The 18,385-nt window shown below is 36.8% G+C and carries 11 protein-coding genes, 1 rRNA gene and 2 riboswitches; of the genes, 10 read left to right on the top strand and 2 right to left on the bottom strand.

What is annotated here, in order from left to right:
- Nucleotides 1-385: 385 nt before the first annotated feature.
- From IC621_RS23365 to IC621_RS23355, 3 genes are all read left to right on the top strand, one after another.
- Entirely contained in the window at nucleotides 386-1,204 is an 819-nt protein-coding gene (locus IC621_RS23365) for an ATP-grasp fold amidoligase family protein (protein ID WP_191162005.1), read from the top strand.
- Between the two features lie 383 nt (nucleotides 1,205-1,587).
- Nucleotides 1,588-2,283, top strand: coding sequence for a cysteate racemase (locus tag IC621_RS23360; RefSeq protein ID WP_191162003.1), 696 nt, complete (start codon nucleotides 1,588-1,590; stop codon nucleotides 2,281-2,283).
- A 313-nt stretch (nucleotides 2,284-2,596) separates the two neighbouring features.
- The gene (locus IC621_RS23355) at nucleotides 2,597-3,262 is read left to right on the top strand and encodes a glycosyltransferase (protein ID WP_191162001.1); all 666 of its coding nucleotides are present in this window, start codon (nucleotides 2,597-2,599) and stop codon (nucleotides 3,260-3,262) included.
- A 297-nt stretch (nucleotides 3,263-3,559) separates the two neighbouring features.
- Here IC621_RS23355 and IC621_RS23350 read toward each other — a convergent pair whose 3' ends face one another.
- Both IC621_RS23350 and IC621_RS23345 read right to left on the bottom strand, forming a co-directional pair.
- On the bottom strand, nucleotides 3,560-5,134 hold the full coding sequence (locus tag IC621_RS23350) for a glycoside hydrolase family 32 protein (protein ID WP_191161999.1): 1,575 nt from the start codon (nucleotides 5,132-5,134) through the stop codon (nucleotides 3,560-3,562).
- A 342-nt stretch (nucleotides 5,135-5,476) separates the two neighbouring features.
- Nucleotides 5,477-6,946: a glycoside hydrolase family 68 protein gene (locus IC621_RS23345; protein WP_191161997.1), complete on the bottom strand. Its 1,470-nt coding sequence runs from the start codon at nucleotides 6,944-6,946 to the stop codon at nucleotides 5,477-5,479.
- A 1,568-nt stretch (nucleotides 6,947-8,514) separates the two neighbouring features.
- Between IC621_RS23345 and nagE the strand changes: the two genes are divergently transcribed.
- The 7 genes from nagE to IC621_RS23310 form a co-directional block, all read left to right on the top strand.
- Nucleotides 8,515-9,963 (top strand): N-acetylglucosamine-specific PTS transporter subunit IIBC, encoded by a 1,449-nt coding sequence (nagE, locus tag IC621_RS23340; RefSeq protein ID WP_191161995.1) that lies wholly within the window; start codon nucleotides 8,515-8,517, stop codon nucleotides 9,961-9,963.
- A 231-nt stretch (nucleotides 9,964-10,194) separates the two neighbouring features.
- Nucleotides 10,195-11,157: an AAA family ATPase gene (locus IC621_RS23335; RefSeq protein ID WP_191161993.1), complete on the top strand. Its 963-nt coding sequence runs from the start codon at nucleotides 10,195-10,197 to the stop codon at nucleotides 11,155-11,157.
- Nucleotides 11,158-12,366: a DUF58 domain-containing protein gene (locus IC621_RS23330; RefSeq protein WP_191161991.1), complete on the top strand. Its 1,209-nt coding sequence runs from the start codon at nucleotides 11,158-11,160 to the stop codon at nucleotides 12,364-12,366.
- A 4-nt stretch (nucleotides 12,367-12,370) separates the two neighbouring features.
- Entirely contained in the window at nucleotides 12,371-14,581 is a 2,211-nt protein-coding gene (locus IC621_RS23325; protein ID WP_191161989.1) for a DUF4129 domain-containing transglutaminase family protein, read from the top strand.
- A gap of 31 nt (nucleotides 14,582-14,612) precedes the next feature.
- Nucleotides 14,613-14,713: riboswitch (purine riboswitch) on the top strand.
- A 118-nt stretch (nucleotides 14,714-14,831) separates the two neighbouring features.
- Nucleotides 14,832-16,364, top strand: coding sequence for a glutamine-hydrolyzing GMP synthase (gene guaA, locus IC621_RS23320; protein WP_396653114.1), 1,533 nt, complete (start codon nucleotides 14,832-14,834; stop codon nucleotides 16,362-16,364).
- 83 nt (nucleotides 16,365-16,447) lie between these two features.
- A riboswitch (purine riboswitch) is annotated at nucleotides 16,448-16,548 on the top strand.
- Between the two features lie 136 nt (nucleotides 16,549-16,684).
- On the top strand, nucleotides 16,685-18,010 hold the full coding sequence (locus tag IC621_RS23315) for an NCS2 family permease (RefSeq protein ID WP_191161987.1): 1,326 nt from the start codon (nucleotides 16,685-16,687) through the stop codon (nucleotides 18,008-18,010).
- Between the two features lie 290 nt (nucleotides 18,011-18,300).
- Nucleotides 18,301-18,385, top strand: a 16S ribosomal RNA gene (locus IC621_RS23310); the annotation flags it as partial.

The following is an 18,385-nucleotide window of genomic DNA, read 5'->3' as shown; positions in this document are numbered from 1 at the left end:
TCATAAGCCAATCCGTCAAGAAGGTTAAAGAACAACCTTCATGCCGGCTCGTCTTATGCTTGTCGCCGATAGGCGGGCGCCTTGCGCTTTTCGTTCTCAGTGAAGAAAGTTTAATTTAATTAAAGTATTAACGTGATAAAGAGTGGTATCTATGTCCAGCTCCGAGCGCCATCGTCTTGAGGTCGCAGGGTCAGTCCGTCAAGAAGGTTAAAGAACAACCTTCTTAACGGATTGACCGAGTGCTTGCCCTAGGCATAACAAGGCGCTTGCGCTTTTCTTACATCAATTATTGATCCTCTCCTACAACTGTCTAATCTCTAAAATGAACAATCACATATGATAAATAGTAAACTTGATACATTCAAAGGATGGTGTATTGGAACACATGGGTAACAAAATCCACTCTTTAAAAAAGCGTTTTAAGCGTATACACGGTTTTGAACTTAACTTAACAAATCCTCGAACATTTACTGAGAAAATGCAATGGATTAAATTAAATGGGAATTTAGAGAGATTTTCAAAATATGTCGACAAGTATGAGGTTCGTCAAAGCATAAAAGAGAAAATTGGGGAAAAGCACTTAGTTCCTCTTATCGGGATATATGAAAATGTGTATGACATTAAATTCGAGTCACTCCCCAAATCATTTGTTATGAAAGCAACACACGGTTGTGGTTGGAATATTATTGTCAAAGACAAATCACTAATTGATTGGAACAAAGCTAGAGAAAAGATGAACAGGTGGGTCAATTCCAATTACTATGATAAAACTAAAGAGCCAAATTATAAATCTCTTAAAGGTCGAGTTATAATTGAAGAACTTCTTCAAGATCCATCCGGTGATTTAAAGGATTTCAGGTTTTTTTGTTTCCATGGCAATCCTAAGTATATTCAAGTGGATGGAGACAGATTTAATAATCATAAGCGCGACTTATATAATCTTAATTGGAATAAGCTCCCATATAAAGTTGTCTATCCGAATTTTCCTAAAACTCTCGATAAGCCAAAACGTTTAAATGCTATGATTTCTATTGCGAGACAGCTCGCGCAAGGATTTCCCTTTGTTCGAGTCGATTTGTATTATTTAAATAATCATATTTATTTTGGTGAGTTAACATTTGTACCTAGCAATGGTTTCAATCGTTATCCAATTGAATATGATCGATTACTTGGCAATTTACTTGATTTGAATCGGTACGTTTAGAATAAATCCCCTTTTAACGTAATTTATTTATGCTAAGTCCTACCAACAAATTGTGACTAGCCAACAGCACGAAACTTTTTTAGAAAATGAAAAATTTAATAAACCAATCAATCGGACGACTGGAGATAACGAGACTAAGAAATGTGTAAGACTTGCCAATGTTCTTTCTCCAGTTTTTTGTGCTCAAAGTAGACAGATAGGTAATTTTTAGTTTTGTGAGTTTTATTTATTTGTATATAACAAGATTGTTTTGATGATAGGTCTATCATTAGTCCAATCTTTTTTTTGAATAATAAATATGAATATATTAAGTATTTTCTTAATATTCACTTTAATGTTGCCCTTACATTACTGAAAACTATGATTAGAAAGAGAAGATGTAAATGTCTAAAACCGTAGGTATCCTAGGGGGGATGGGGCCTCTGGCTACATGTGATTTGTTCTATAAGATTGTCAAAAATACCAATGCACAAACTGACCAAGATCATCTTCACATCATCATAAATAATAATCCGAAAATTCCTGCACGTATTGATACTTTGATAAAGGATAACGAAACTCCGTTATCAGAATTAATCAAATCTGCAAAGATACTAGAACAGTCCGGTGCAGACTTTATTGTTATGCCCTGTAATACAGCTCATATTTGGCTTGACCAAATTGCCGAGACCATTACTATTCCTTGTTATGATATGATCAAAAATACCGTCAAACAAACGTTATCGCTGATCAATGAAAGAGATCAAAAAATATTCCTGCTTGCTACAAATACTGCTATTAAAATGAATTTATATCAGAATGCCTTCAAAAATACAATAGTTGAATTGATCCTTCCCACTGAAAAAGAGCAAATGCTAATAAATAAAGCAATAAATGAGGTGAAAGCCGGAAATATTGAGAATAATTCATGCATGGAAGAATTAAACCAAATGTTAGAGACATACGAAACAATGTCTGTTTCAACGTTACTCGGCGGTTGCACAGAAATTCCACTTTTATTTCCCTATATAAAAACAAATATGCTGAAATTAGACCCTGCGTTAATGTTAGCCAAATTGGTTATCGATATCTCCACTTAATCCTTTTTCCCACTATTAACTCATGATTAATTATATCTTTGCACCAGAATCCAAAAAAGTGCTTAAATGATAGGACATTTGGAATTTCATAAATAGATAGACAACATATAAATATATTAACCTCAATGGAGTTGAGGAAGATTTATAGTCAGGGTTTACCCCTGATACGTGGTTTACAAAATATTTGTGTCATTTATTTTAGGACAACTTCCCTACATTTTGATCTTTATATAAATCCCCTGATCGTTAAACTTTTATAAAAAACAATTTCTATGTTCGAATGCTTAATGTTCATATACTGGAGGAATGGAAAGTGATTTCGATTGTTACCTGTACAAACAGGAATAAACAGATGGATAACGTATTTCATAACTTTGCTCACCAAGATTGGGAGGAAAAGGAGCTTATCGTGGTTTTAAACGGAGATGATATGGATATCAAGAAATGGCAAAAGAAAGCCAAACAGTTTTCGAATGTAAACGTGTATCAGCTTCCCTCTCAGATTACTTTAGGAGAATGTTTAAACTATGGTGTTACCAAATCCAACTATGATATTATCGCAAAATTTGATGATGATGATTACTATTCGCCCTATTATGTTCCCCAAGCGATGACTGTATTTCAGGAGAAACAGGCAGATATTGTAGGAAAGAAAAAGGTATTTACCTACTTTCAACAAAATCAAAAACTTGGCATTCGGGAAGCATTTTTACCGATAGCAGGGCCAACCATCATGTTTAGAAAAAAAGTTTTTAATCAGATTCAATTCCCAAAATGGAATTCAGCAGTGGATAAGGGATTTTTACGTGAAGCTAGAAAACAATTTGAGATTTATACAACGAATCCATATAACTTTGTCTATATTAGAAGCGCCCAAAAAAATCATACGTGGCAGGTATCCGATGAAAAACTGATGAAGAAATGTTCCAATCTTAAGAAAACGGATGATTATATACCTCTTATCACCCAACAACTATAGCCCAGTGACAGGGTTCTTATCACTGATTCCTTATCCTTAAACACCGATGAATACCGTTCATTCTTTTCTTAAAACATTTCAAGAATATGGTGATATTTATCAATATTTAGAGAATGGTAAATACCTCAGAACCTTGGGTTTGTAATTTAAAAACTACCGGCTGATTCAATTATATCCATAATGGTCTTCTTGCTTTTTAGGCTAAAAAAATGTCCCAAAAGTTGTTACTTTTGGGACATTCTCCTACTTACTTATATTTTCTTAAATCATTATTTTATAATATCCTGCTGACATGTTCTATCTTTCCAGCTGCTTCTTATTGATAGAATCATAGTGTTTAATCTTAACATTTTTAAAGATAGATGTGCCGCCTTCTGAAAAAAGTGTTATTCCTTTATCATTTAAATTAGGGAACACTTCATTAGAGTGAGCCACCTTACCATCATTAACGAAGACTTCAACACTTGTTTTATCGACGAGAATCTTTAAATGTACTTTCTTTTTGCTTGTGTCAAATGGGGCTTTGCTTTCAACATACTTTTGGCTTTTGTCGGGATGTCCCGTAAAGGCTCTGTTGACATAAGAGTATTGACCTTCTGTAGAAATCCCCACATCAACATGGCGGTTTTTGTCTTTTGATTCTCGAAGTCTTAAGCCTACATTCTTTAAATCTGACCAAGATATATCCGCTTCAAGTTGATAGGCATCGCCTGTTACTTTTAGCGTCTTTGAACCATTAACCTTGATTTGTTTAAAATAATCTGTTGAATGGGTCAATTTATTCAAGGCTTCCATTGGTTGTGAGGTCAGGTTGTATGCATTGTTGCCTTCATGCTTTAGTTCAATTTGACGAACAATAGAATCCATTCCGTTAAAGCCGTCCTGCAATGTCGGCGTATTGTGCGGATAATCCCAATTATTCATCCATGCTAAAGCATAACGTTTATCGAATTTATCGCTGCTTTTACCATTTTCGAACGTCACGCCGCCATACCAATCATAACCGTAATCCAGCCACTGGGGTTCATTGTTATCTGCGATAAATTCCTTTCCATTATAGGTGCCGATCCAATATGCGTAGGTATTCGGTTTACCAGTAGATTTGCCATTTGCACTGGCACCTAGAACCCACTTATATGTCCCGTCACTCGCTCGCATCCTAAAAAGATCAGGACATTCTACTATCCCAATATTTTGCGTTTGGAACCCCCCTGTATAGTGCCATTCCTTTAGATTATTGGACTCATAAATACCAATCTTCGTTCCTTCTGCCATAGTCATCACCCATTTACCAGCTTGAGGATCCCAGATAATTTTCGGATCTCTAAAATCTTCTGTGCCCGGATTAGGCATAATAGGCTGATCACTATAAGATTTAAACGTTTGTCCTTTGTCTGTACTGTACCATAAATATTGTTCCTCTTTGCCGCCATTCGCAGATGGCTGCGTCACAATCGCCACAATGGCCCCTTTACCAAAGCCAGCTGTATTTTTTTTATCGACAACGACTGATCCTGACCATGGATCGCCATTTTTATTCGTATATTTCGGAATGGCCACTCCTTCATCTTTCCAGTGTACCAAATCCTTTGATGTGGCATGGCGCCATTCAGTTCCATTACCATTTGGATAGTCACCATTATAGAGATAATAGTAATGATACTTTCCATCAAAATAGATAGGCTTCTGAGGGTCGTTTTTCCATTTATCAGGTGATGTAAAATGATACGTTGCTCGAAATGTTAATGGATCTTTTGGTTTCTTCTTTTCTGGATGTTGGTTAAATAACCCTATGATTACTACAATACTTAGTATAACAATTAAAACACCTAACAGTTTGAGTGCTTTCTTATTAAATCCTCTTTTTTGCATATAAATTCCTCGCTTTATTGTTTGTAAATCTTGCTGTAATTAGATAACATGCGAATTATTTATTCTTAGCAATCAATTTTCAAATCAAGATGAGCAGGACAAAGTATAAAACAATAATAACAAGCTTAAAAAAAGAAAAAGAAAAATTCGTTCATCCAATTTTCCAAAAACGGGGGTTTATATATCTGTTAAAAGAGCTAAATAAGAAAGTTTACTTGATTGACAGGTGAAATTACAGCGTCCCCTGATTAAAAGAAAATGCCGATATATATCGGCATTTTCTTTTCCTATTTTTAGGATGTTCTTAATCGCTGTTAAAATTGCAGTGAAAATTCTCTGCTATTAGTCATCATCGTTTTTTCGATCTTTGTCTCTGCCTTTATCATCATCTTTCACTGTTAATTGCCCTTGTTCAAGGATACTATCTTCTACAACAGAAGTTTCAGATCCTTCAATGTTAAGCAAGAAGCTTGGAGCAAAGGTCGTTTTATGGTCTTCAAAGAACCCTCTATTCGTCATGTAACTTGTTACTACTACATTATTATCTTTCGACTTGGTAGGTGTTATATAGTGAGCGTAATTCCAAGTAACATCATTAGGATCAAGATTATGGTGTAAGACAAGTCCAGTATCATTTAAAGGTTTGTATTTTCCGGTTAAGGAATTTGACACGTAACCTAACATGTAAATATCCTTGTCAGTAATTCCATCGATGGTCATTTTAGATCCTCTTGCACTAGTGAATAAGTACCATTTACCATCCATTTTAAATACGTTAGCTCGTTCAATCTCATCTGTTACTGTATTGGATGCAAGCAATGGCTTCATTACTTTTTTCAAAGTATAATCATCATTTAATTCAACAATACCGATTGCACCATTAGCTAACTCGGCTTTTTCTTTTTGTGGACTTTGAAGCAATTTATTTTTTTCTGCTTCGAAGAATTTTTTACTTCCGCCATAGTATGCTCTATTGAATAGAGATTCCTCTCCTTGGTAACCAGTTTCTGTACCTGTATTAGCTTCAAATACAAGGTATTTACGACCTTTATCTTCAACATAATGAGGATCTCTGAAAGTGTGGTTATCGCCTGAATTATAGGCTCCCCCATCGATAAATTGTTGAACATGCTGGTACTTCTTACCATCAGCATCAAAGATCGATTTGTAATCTTCTACTCCTTCAATCTTAATAGAGTCAGCATCTGGTTGAGATACATTGACTTGTGCAGTTGTTAACGTTTGTTTACCGTAATTCTTACCTGAGAAGCTTGTATAAAATAAGCGAACTTCTCCATCGGATGTTAAGGTTGCGGAACCTGACCACTCTTGTGTTTCATCCTTTAGATGAGGGTCGTTTGGAACGAATTGTTCACTATCATCAAACACTCTTCCTGCATTTTTCCAGCTATCTAAAGAAGTCTCGTCTGCTTTTTTATAGAACAAATAAACTGAAGTATCATTTGCATCTTCAGGGTTTCCTGCCAGACCGAAAACAAGGTGATATCCTTTATATTCTGCCACTGTTCCATCAGCGTTTTGCAAAGGCCAAGTATCCCAAACATCTAAACCTTTTGCTGAAGGAATATTTTCTATTTTTGATCCATCGAATTGAGGTACTTTAAATTGCTCACTTTTTTGTTGTTCAGGTAGTTTATGCATGTCATGACGAGTAATATGGGAAATACCGTACTTTTCTTTAAAATCCCTGCTGTCTTTTTCTTTAGCAGAAGCTTGAAATCCACCTCCTACAAGGATTGTTGTAGCAAAAGTTAACACTGTTGCTTGTCTTACAACTTTTTTGATGTTCATTAAATTTTTCCCTCTTTCTTGAAATATTTAATTTTTAAAAATGAATAACAGCTTGGTTTTTCGAAAGGTTTTAATCTCCTCCATAGGCTCTGTATGCACGTGAAAGGCCTAGATGGAACTCATTTCGAAAAAGATAACTATAGGATAACTTTGAATAGCAATCTAGTAATTTAATAATAAAAAAGATAAATGAAAATTCGAAATAATAGAACCGGTTCCAATTTCAACACCAAGGTTACTTTAATCATGAATGAATGTCAACTGAGCCAAATGCACTCGGATTATTGAATAATCACTAAATACCCAAATATACTAAGACTAAAGTTATAGTTTTTGTTTTAATAATATGTATAAAATTACCATAAAATCATAATAGGTTATAGATCATTAAATATTTATGGAAAGATATATGTATACCCTTTCTTTGACCTGCATTCATTCGTGAATTTCCCCCTAAAAATCATTTTGAGATTTTTTCTGCAGGGCAGAAAATAGGATAAAAGGATGAAATTAAAAAGTATCCCATTTCTTTTTGTATACGCAGATTTATTGGTGGTGTTTCTAAATAATAAAAACTAGTACTATTAATATGAGGAATTCGAGTTGAACAAATTGAAAAGAAAATGGTATTTCTAGGAGAGTAGAAATGTATATCCTTCTTAAGATAACGTAAGAACAAGAAGATATAGTTACAGAAAACTAAGAGAGTGCAAAATTGTGCAGGAAGTTGATGAACCCATTAGATATTCAAGACATTCTTTTTTTTTGTAATTTTTGTGGTATAGACAACTATAAGGGTTAAGTGTATGATTGAAAGCGATTTAAATGGCAAGCTGGTTATTACGGTTGATCTGGGTAGGTCTAATTAAAGCCTGAGCATTTATAGTACGGAGGAAATTAAAGGTATAATAGGAAAAAGTTTAAATTATTCATCATCAGCTTTTAAATCGTATTCTGAGAAATCATTTTACTGTTCTCAAGGAAATAATTACACTTGCATCGGAATACATTGGTACAAAGCTGCATGAACGTTTATCATTGCTAGCTTGCCACCTGTACATTTAGAGGAGGGAAACAAGTTTATAAAAGAGGATTTGAAAAAGGCAATTTAGAGAAAAAGATCATGTGTTAGGTGAGGCTGTGTTGATTCTCCAATGAAGCTTCAAGGAGGCGATAAAAAATAATTAGATTGAAATCGATATGAAATAAGCTACAAAGAAATGATTTCTAGTAAAAGGAGCAAATCTCTCTGAGGCAGACTGGTGTATATTGAAAGATTCAAATGCAGTATTTTAGAGAAAGAAATGTAGTTGAAAATAGAAAACATAATCTTTTGAAAGAGAAATTTAGATAGTTAGCTATTTTACTTTATTGTGAATTTATTTTTATTGATAACATAGGATACCAAAAAATTATATTTCCAAAAGGTTTTTGTGTCTATTTCTGAGGGATATAGCTAATGTAGGCGCTAAAACTGGACACCCTGAGTTTTAGGTCGATGTTAAACACTAGTATTCTCTTCAATTCAATTTGATACAAATATGTTTTTTGGATAGGGGGAATTTTAAATGATGAAATATCTGCAAAAACTTGGACGGTCGTTAATGCTTCCGGTAGCAGTGTTACCAGTTGCAGCTATTTTAATGGGAATCGGTTATTGGATAGATCCCACAGGTTGGGGAGCTGAAAATCCGATAGCGGCCTTCTTAATTAAAGCTGGATCTTCTGTTATTGACAATATGTCGATTCTTTTTGCGGTAGGTGTAGCATTTGGTATGGCTAAAACAAAAGATGGTTCAGCTGCATTGAGCGGATTGGTAGCTTATCTGGTTATTACAACATTGCTTTCAACAGACACTGTTGCTATGCTTCAAGGAATTGATGCAGAAAGTGTTAATCCCGCATTTGTAAAAATAGAAAATCAATTTGTAGGAATTCTTTCAGGGATAGTTGCTGCGATCATGTTCGATCGTTATAGTCATGTCCAATTGCCAGCTGCGCTTGCCTTTTTTAGCGGGAAGAGACTGGTGCCTATAATGTCAGCTGTCTCTATGTTACTTGTTTCTGTAGTATTGTTCTTTTTATGGCCGATTATCTACTCTGCCTTAGTTTCTTTTGGCAAGGGAATCAGTGATTTAAGTTTTGTTGGTGCTGGATTATATGGATTTTTCAACAGACTTTTAATTCCTACTGGGTTACACCACGCATTAAACTCTGTTTTCTGGTTTGATGTAGCAGGAATCAATGATATCGGTAATTTCTGGGCAGGTACTGGAACAAAGGGGATTACTGGAATGTATCAAGCGGGATTCTTCCCAATCATGATGTTTGGCTTGCCGGCCGCAGCGTTAGCCATGTATCATACTGCCAAAACGAAAAGGAAAAAACAAGCAGCATCATTGATGTTAGCCGCAGGTTTCGCTTCATTCTTTACTGGGGTTACAGAACCGCTTGAATTTGCATTCATGTTTTTAGCTCCGGCTCTTTATGTTGTGCATGCAGCCTTGACAGGAATTTCATTAGCAATTGCTTCATTTTTCCATTGGACTGCAGGCTTTGGTTTTAGTGCAGGCTTTGTGGATTTTGTCTTGAGTTCAAGGCTGCCACTTGCTAATCAACCATATATGTTACTGCTTCAAGGTTTAGTTTTTGCTGTCATTTACTATGTTTTATTCCGTTTTTTAATTACAAAATTTAACTTAAAAACTCCCGGAAGGGAAGAAGATACAGATGAAGCTGTTGAAGAAGACGGGGAAACGGGCGCAGTAAGCAATCCTCATACTGTAATGGCAGCTAAGATTTATGATGGATTAGGCGGAGACGCGAATGTGACATCTGTTGATAACTGTGTAACACGTTTGCGAATTGAAGTGAAGGATATGGATGCAGTAGATCAAAACAAAATTAAATCTACGGGTGTGCCGGGGATTAATATTGTTGGGCCACACAGCATTCAAGTGATTGTTGGAACACAAGTACAATTTATAGCAGATGAAATTGAAAAAATTCGCAAATAATTTAATGGAGAGACGGTACCTGGTACCGTCTCTGAAAAATCGATAGTTCAATTTTATCCTTTGTTTTTTAAACCCTTTGAGACAGCAAGGGTTTTTTGTGTTTGGTATAATAGAAAAGAGGGTAATAGTCTAAAGGGACCAGAATATTTCCCTATTATAAAAGGAATTACAGTGATATGTTAGAAATATATAATTGTAGGCGAATTCGATACAAAGTACTAGGAGGAAAAGATGGCTTATAATGAAGCAATGCACCCAGCACTCGGAAGAGTTATTGATAATATTGAAAAAGTTATGGTTGGGAAAAAAGATGTAGCTGTATTAAGCTTAGTTGCCTTACTAGCTGATAGGCATGTCCTTTTAGAGGATGTACCCGGAGTTGGGAAAACGATGATGGTTCGAGCTTTAGCTAAATCAGTTGGTGCTGATTTTAAACGAATTCAATTTACTCCAGACCTTCTCCCTTCAGATGTTACAGGTGTATCTATTTATAATCCTAAAACATTAGAATTTGAATTTCGTCCGGGCCCTATTCTTGGAAATGTGGTCTTGGCTGATGAAATAAATCGCACATCCCCAAAAACTCAATCTGCCTTGCTTGAAGGGATGGAAGAAAGCAGTTTAACAATAGATGGCGTGACAATGCAACTACATAAACCATTTTTTGTGATGGCCACTCAAAATCCTATTGAATATGAAGGAACCTTTCCTTTGCCTGAAGCTCAGCTGGATCGGTTTCTATTCAAGCTCCGAATGGGCTACCCAACAATTAATGAGGAATTAGAGGTCCTTTCACTTGCAGAAAAAGCAAAACCAATCGAACAAATAGAAGCTGTTATGACGAAAGAAGAGCTTGTTACCTTACAGCAGCAAATAAAAAATAGCTTTATAGATGATACAGTTAAGCGTTATATTGTAGAACTTGTTCAAAAAACCCGTAAGCATCCGGCTGTGTATTTAGGAGTCAGCCCTCGTGGTTCAATTGCTTTAATGAAAGCTGCTCAAGCTTACGCATTTATGATGGGACGAGATTATGTTATTCCAGATGATATTCAGTATCTTGCTCCATACACCCTTCCTCACAGAATCATATTAAGATCAGAAGCAAGGTTTGAAGGAAAATCGGCTGATCAGCTTGTTGAAGAGATTATGTCCAAAACCTCTGTTCCTGTTCAAAGAAAGTTAAGTCGATAAATGAAGAACCTTTTTATAAAGCTGCGCTATTTTTGGAAGCTGTTCCTTCTTTTGATTTTAACAGCAATAACTTTTTGCTATGGCATGTTTCAAGGCGGTTTTGTCAGTTGGTTTCTTTTTTATTCTTTTCTGCCGTTTGCTGTTTACTCGCTGTTTTTAGCCCTATATCCGCTGCAAACCTTCACCGTAACTAGAACAGTCAACCAAGAGCAATTCTCTGTAGGGGAAAAGCTTGTAGCAAAGATCGAGATTAAAAGGAAATTTCCCTTTCCTTTATTTTATCTGATTGTGGAAGATCAACTACCAGAAAAGCTTAAATCTAGTAATGGAGCTTTGTCTTCCCCTAAGAAACTATTATTTCCTTGGTTTAAACGAGCGTTTCACTTTAAATATGAATTATCTTCTATGCCGCGAGGAGAGCACCGCTTCTTTTCAATCCGTTTAAAAACAGGAGATATTTTCGGATTATTAGAAAAAGAGAAAGAGTTTAAGGCAGAAGATTACTTTTTAGTTTATCCTCATTATGAAGAATTAATATACAGCCAGAAAAATAAACAGTTCGAACAGGGGTCTAGTAAGTCTAGTATTCGCTTCCTGCAGGATACAACCATGGCCTCAGGTGTTAGGGAATATGAAGCTGGTGACCGTTTTTCCTGGATTGATTGGAAAGCCTCTGCTAGAAGAGACAAGATGATGACAAAGGAATTTGAACAACAAAGAAGTCAGGATATTCTTGTGATTATGGATCGGTCGCCATCCGAACAGTTTGAACAAGTTGTTACCTTTACAGCCTCAGTAATACGAGCTGTGTTAAAAAGTGGTGCTAGTGCAGGTTTGATTTCAATCGGAAAGGAAAATACAGTCTTTCCGTTTTATTCTTCAGAAGATCATTTAAAAAAGGTCTTCTACCATTTGGCAAAGGTTGAAGCTGACAGTTCCCAAACCTTTTCATCTGTATTAGATAAGCACGCTGCAACCGGTAGTAAGGGCCTTAAGATTTTAATTACTAGCTGTATGTCGATTGAATTAGTTAGAAGGTTTGAAACGGCTCCTTCAAACGCTCCCTATATGTTATTTTTAACGAAGGAAAGTCATAAAAGGCTTACAAATGAAGAAAGAGTATTAGTGGAAAGGCTTAAAAGGCAGAAAATACCAATCCGAATTGTGGTTGAAGGACAATATGAGGATGCTTTTTCTAAGGTGAGGTGAGAAGGTGAACTATACTAAACAAAAAGCTTCCGATCGAAGAGTGTCATTTTATGCTTACTATTTGTTTGCATTTCTATTGTTATGGGAGTGGTTAAGACCACTTGAAAGCTTTACAGATACGAGGCAAACTTCCATTTTCGTTTTCTTCATCGCCATCTCTTTTTTAATGACTTCGTTAAAAACAAAATGGTATATTGCTGTTCCTGTCAAAATCGGGTTTATTTTGTTTATCCTGCACGGCTTGTTTTTTGAAGGAAACTTGTTTAGTATGACTTGGGTTTCAATGTTATTTGAGGAAATTACTTATAACTTCTCCTTTATTCAGCAGGCTAGATGGATGGAGATGACGGACTCCTTTAGGACCTTGCTGTTTTTTATTTTATTGTGGCTGCTAGTCTATTTACTGCATTATTGGCTTATTTTCCAAAAAAGGATTTTGTTTTTTTTCATAATGACCCTTGCCTATATTACGATTCTTGATACATTTTCACCTTATGATGCAACATTTGCAATCGTTAGAATCGTCATAATCGGATTTTTCCTTTTAGGTCTGCTTTATCTAGATCGGTTAATGAAAACAGAGGGTTTGGGCAGCGGGAAAAGTACGTATATGAAATGGATCACCCCTTTGTTTGTGTTTATCGCATTTGCGACATCACTTGGATTTCTATCTCCAAAAGCAGCTCCGCAGTGGCCTGATCCTGTGCCGTATTTTACTGCTTATGGCATGGAAGATGAAGCCCTAAGAGGAAATATAAACAAGATTGGGTATGGTCCAAATGATGAACAACTGGGCGGGCCATTTATTGAAGACCCTACTTTAGTCTTTACGGCTGTGACGGAAAGCCGTCATTATTGGCGGGTCGAAGTAAAGGATGAATATACGGGGAAAGGTTGGGTTTCTTCTAAGGGGAATGAAAACCCAATTCCACTTGATTCTAATAATATTGAAGTTGAGTGGCTGGAAAATGTAAATGAAGATTCGGTATCTACGAGTAGCATTGAAATAAATCCAGATTATCGTTTTAACCATCTTATGTACCCATTGGGATTAAATAAAGTAGACTTTGAAGAAGAGACCGAATTAACCTTTCATCCTTTAACAGAGCGAATCGAAACAAATCGGGACCAATCTGACTATCCCCGCGACCCAAACCAATATGAAGTAGAGTTTACCCTTCCTGCTTATAAAATTAATGAGCTTGAAGAAGCAGCAGACTCTTCTGAAATGCCTCAGGAGTTAATGAGGCGATATACACAGCTTCCAGACTCTCTTCCTGAGCGGGTGAGAGACTTAGCTGCAGAAATTACAAAAGAGGAAACGAATCAATATGATCGAGTGAAGGCAGTCGAGCGATATTTTGGGTCTTCCTCATTTGTTTATGAAACAACAGATGTTGCGGTACCGGGAGAGAATGAAGACTATGTAGACCAGTTTTTATTTGAAACGATGAAAGGGTATTGTGATAACTTTTCGACCTCTATGGTCGTTCTCTTAAGATCTTTGGATATTCCGGCTAGGTGGGTAAAGGGTTATACAAATGGAGATTATGTAGGAACCATTGACGGCTCCCGAAGTGAATATGAAGTGACCAATAATAATGCCCATTCATGGGTTGAGGTCTACTTTCCTGGAGCAGGGTGGGTTCCGTTTGAACCAACCAAAGGGTTTTCTAATCCAGCGACATTTACGACTGATTTTGAAGGCGAACAAGCAGAAAATTCTGAAGCAGAGACAGAAACAGAAGCTGAAGAAACGGAAGCACCAGATAAACCAGAAGCACTGGAGCAGAATGAAAATGAATTGTCTCGTACAGATGACAACGCCACTTTATTCCAATTTAGTTTTGGCAACCCTGCCCTATACTTGACTTTATTAATGATTGCCCTGTGCGGCGGCATTATTTACTTTACTAGAAGAAAATGGCAGCCTATCCTCGCTCTAATAAAATTTAGAAATCGAAAGGACCCTGAAATTTTCTTTCAAGCCTATCCAGCTTTATTAAAAGAGTTTGAACGGTTTGGCTTAAAACGGCAGGAAAATCAGACATTAAGAGACTTCGCTAAGTACGTTGATCAGTCTTTTAACAATGAAGATATGACAACTCTTACCAACAGCTATGAGAGGGCTCTCTATCGAAGAAATAATGCTGCTGAGGAATGGAAAAAGTCTGTTGAATTGTGGGAAAATTTAATTAAAAAGACATCATCTTGACCTAAGCCTATTCCCTTGTTAGAATAAGTGAATTAATTAGTCTTTGTACCTTCATATATCCTCGAGTAATATGGTTCGAGAGTCTCTACCGGGTTACCTTAAAACCTGACTATGAAGGCAGATAACTCATGGATAATTGCTAGAGTTCTGCCTTCTTTCTTTATGCAGAATTCTAGTTTTTTTTATTTTTTTGTACAAAATAAGTCTAGGAAGAAAGAGCAGAGGTGAAAAGATGACGAATATTAATGAAATGATAAACGAAATGATTTTAGTTCTAGACTTCGGCAGTCAGTATAACCAATTGATCACTCGCCGCATTCGTGAATTTGGTGTATATAGTGAGCTGCATCCTCATACAATCACGGCTGAGGAAATTAAAGAGATTAATCCGAGCGGTATCATATTATCCGGCGGTCCTAATAGTGTGTATGGCGATCATGCTTTCCGTTGTGATGAAAGAATTTTTGATTTAGGTATTCCGGTTCTCGGGATTTGTTATGGCATGCAGCTCATGACCCATTACTTAGGCGGTAAGGTAGAGCCTGCCAGCAACCGTGAATATGGGAAAGCAACAATTAATGTTGAAGGCACTCCTTCGATGTTTACCGGCCTTCCAAGTGAACAAGTGGTTTGGATGAGTCATGGAGATTTAGTGGTGGAAATTCCAGAAGGCTTCAATATAGATGCAACAAGTCCTGCTTGTCCGAATGCTGCTATTGGAAATGAAGAGCGGAAGCTATACGGAGTCCAATTCCATCCAGAAGTAAGACATTCTGAATTTGGAAATGACCTATTGAAGAATTTCGTTTTCAATATTTGCGGGTGTTCTGATGAATGGTCGATGGAGAACTTTATTGAATTGGAAATGAATAAGATTCGTGAAACAGTCGGCGATAAAAACGTATTATGCGCACTAAGCGGCGGTGTGGATTCTTCCGTTGTAGCGGTACTAATCCATAAAGCAATCGGAGACCAGCTAACATGTATTTTCGTTGACCACGGCTTATTACGCAAGGATGAAGCTGAGGGTGTAATGAAGACCTTTAGTGAAGGCTTCAATATGAATGTCATTAAAGTGGATGCAAAAGACCGCTTTATGGATAAATTGAAAGGTGTAAGCGACCCAGAACAAAAGAGGAAAATTATAGGCAATGAGTTCATTTACGTTTTTGATGATGAGGCAGCTAAATTAAAAGGAATCGATTATTTGGCGCAAGGTACACTTTATACAGATATTATCGAAAGTGGAACCGCGACTGCCCAAACGATTAAATCTCACCACAATGTGGGTGGATTGCCGGAGGATATGCAATTCCAATTGATTGAGCCATTAAATACTTTATTTAAAGATGAGGTCCGTGCTTTAGGCACAGAGCTGGGTATTCCTGATGAAATCGTTTGGCGCCAGCCTTTCCCGGGACCTGGATTAGGTATTCGTGTTCTTGGAGAAATTTCTGAGGAAAAATTAGAAATCGTCCGTGAATCAGACGCAATTTTGCGGGAAGAAGTGAAAAAAGCTGATTTGGAACGTGAGATTTGGCAATACTTCACTGTATTGCCTGACATTCGCAGTGTCGGCGTGATGGGTGATGCTCGAACCTATGACTATACAATTGGTATCCGGGCTGTCACCTCAATCGACGGGATGACATCCGATTGGGCGAGAATATCTTGGGATGTCCTTGAAATTATCTCCACTAGAATTGTAAACGAAGTAAAGCACGTAAATCGTGTAGTTTACGATATAACAAGTAAACCGCCAGCAACAATTGAATGGGAATAAAAACGAACGAAAACGAACATTTCAATAGAAATGTTCGTTTTTTGTTGATTCTTTTTTTCTATCTTGCTAAAATAACGGTAGATTCCAAATATAAATCATGACGTTGTTCAATATCGGGAATATGACCCGAGAGTTTCTACCAAGCTGCCGCAATGGCTTGACTACACCGGTATTTAACGGTTATCACGGTTGATTCTTTTTTTTATCGCCGATGTCAAGCACTCCTATTCATGTGGGGCGTTTTTATTTTGGTCATATACTATTCTAAATAATTGGAGCTCTTGGGGGATTTCTGATAGAAGTGATAGGAGGAAATCGAATTGAAAAAATACTTTCAGTTTGAAGAGTTAGGTACAAATTATCGCCGAGAATTCATTGGGGGATTAACAACCTTTTTGTCAATGGCTTACATTTTGTTTGTTAATCCAACAACACTTTCTTTGCTTTCTGTAGGAGATTTTCCTGATGAATTAAGAATCGATCAAGGAGCTGTTTTTACAGCAACGGCAGTGGCGGCCGCAGTTGGTTCGTTATTAATGGGATTGGTCGCTAAATATCCAATAGCACTTGCGCCAGGAATGGGTCTTAATGCCTTTTTCTCATTTTCAGTTGTACTTGGAATGGGTATTCCGTGGCAAACCGCATTATCTGGAGTATTAGTTTCCGGTATTATTTTCGTTCTTTTAACATTAACTGGGCTGAGAGAGAAAATTATCAACGCCATACCAGCCGAATTGAAGCTTGCAGTTGGTGCTGGAATTGGTCTATTCATTACTTTTGTAGGATTCCAAAGTGCAGGTATTATTGTCAATGATGATACAGTGCTTGTGGGCTTGGGGGATCTTACAAACGGAAACACTTTATTAGCAGTCTTTGGACTGGTGGTTACCGTGATCTTAATGGTTAAAGGAGTAAAAGGCGGCATTTTCTATGGGATGTTGATCACAGCGATTGCCGGTATGATCTTTCAATTGATCGATATACCAACACAAGTTGTAGGAAGCGTACCAAGCGTAGCGCCTACCTTCGGACAAGCATTGTTCAATTTAGATCAATTATTTACACTTAACATGTTAGTCGTTATCTTAACTTTCTTGTTTGTAGATTTTTTTGATACAGCAGGCACATTGGTTGCGGTAGCAACTCAAGCAGGGTTAATGAAGGAAAATAAACTTCCGCGCGCTGGTAAAGCATTATTTGCAGATGCAGGTGCAACAGTTGTAGGGGCCATCTTTGGAACATCTACCACTACCTCTTATATTGAATCGACAGCAGGCGTTGCAGCAGGTGCTCGTTCGGGATTTGCTTCTGTCGTAACTGCAGGATTTTTCTTGTTAGCTCTATTCTTCTCGCCGTTATTAGGTGTTATTACAGCACCTGTCACAGCTCCTGCATTAATTATTGTAGGTGCATTAATGGTTTCTTCCTTAGGGAAGATTGCTTGGGATCGTTTCGAAATCGCAGTACCTGCCTTTTTAACGATCATTGCAATGCCATTAACATATAGCATTGCAACCGGAATTGCTGCTGGTTTTATCTTTTATCCTATTACAATGGTGATTAAAGGTAAGGCAAAGGAGATTCATCCTGTCATGTACGGATTGTTCATTATCTTTATTTTATATTTCGTATTTTTAACATATTAATAGTAAAATAGAACATTTTGGGTACCAGGTACTCGCGGTTCCAGGAATCGCGAGTACCTGGTACCTTTGTTTAAATTTATGGTTGACAATACGGTTTAACGGGTATATAGTATATAAAGTCACTTCTTTAAAAAATATTTTTTCTAAAAAAGTTGTTGACCTAATATTTAAAAGATGATATATTAATAAAGTCGCTTCTAATCGAAGTGAAAATGATCTTTGAAAACTAAACAAAGCAAAGCGTCAACGTTAATTCTAGATTTATTTTTTAAGAGCTAATCAACTCTACTTTATCGGAGAGTTTGATCCTGGCTCAGGACGAACGCTGGCGGCGTGCCTAATACATGCAAGTCGAGCGGACCAATTAAAAGCTTG

Origin of the sequence: Metabacillus arenae (genome assembly GCF_014773385.1) — a bacterium.
GTDB lineage: Bacteria > Bacillota > Bacilli > Bacillales > Bacillaceae > Metabacillus_D > Metabacillus_D arenae.
The sequence above is the reverse complement of the archived record's forward strand: the minus strand, read 5'-3'. Positions and strand labels throughout refer to the sequence as shown.

What these genes read in the sequence shown, in the direction of transcription:
- IC621_RS23365 (WP_191162005.1), top strand. Translation starts at nt 386, where the DNA reads ATGGGTAACAAAATCCACTCTTTAAAAAAGCGTTTTAAGCGTATACAC.
- IC621_RS23360 (WP_191162003.1), top strand. Translation starts at nt 1,588, where the DNA reads ATGTCTAAAACCGTAGGTATCCTAGGGGGGATGGGGCCTCTGGCTACA.
- IC621_RS23350 (WP_191161999.1), bottom strand. Translation starts at nt 5,134, where the DNA reads ATGCAAAAAAGAGGATTTAATAAGAAAGCACTCAAACTGTTAGGTGTT.
- IC621_RS23345 (WP_191161997.1), bottom strand. Translation starts at nt 6,946, where the DNA reads ATGAACATCAAAAAAGTTGTAAGACAAGCAACAGTGTTAACTTTTGCT.
- nagE (WP_191161995.1), top strand. Translation starts at nt 8,515, where the DNA reads ATGATGAAATATCTGCAAAAACTTGGACGGTCGTTAATGCTTCCGGTA.
- IC621_RS23335 (WP_191161993.1), top strand. Translation starts at nt 10,195, where the DNA reads ATGGCTTATAATGAAGCAATGCACCCAGCACTCGGAAGAGTTATTGAT.
- IC621_RS23330 (WP_191161991.1), top strand. Translation starts at nt 11,158, where the DNA reads ATGAAGAACCTTTTTATAAAGCTGCGCTATTTTTGGAAGCTGTTCCTT.
- guaA (WP_396653114.1), top strand. Translation starts at nt 14,832, where the DNA reads ATGATAAACGAAATGATTTTAGTTCTAGACTTCGGCAGTCAGTATAAC.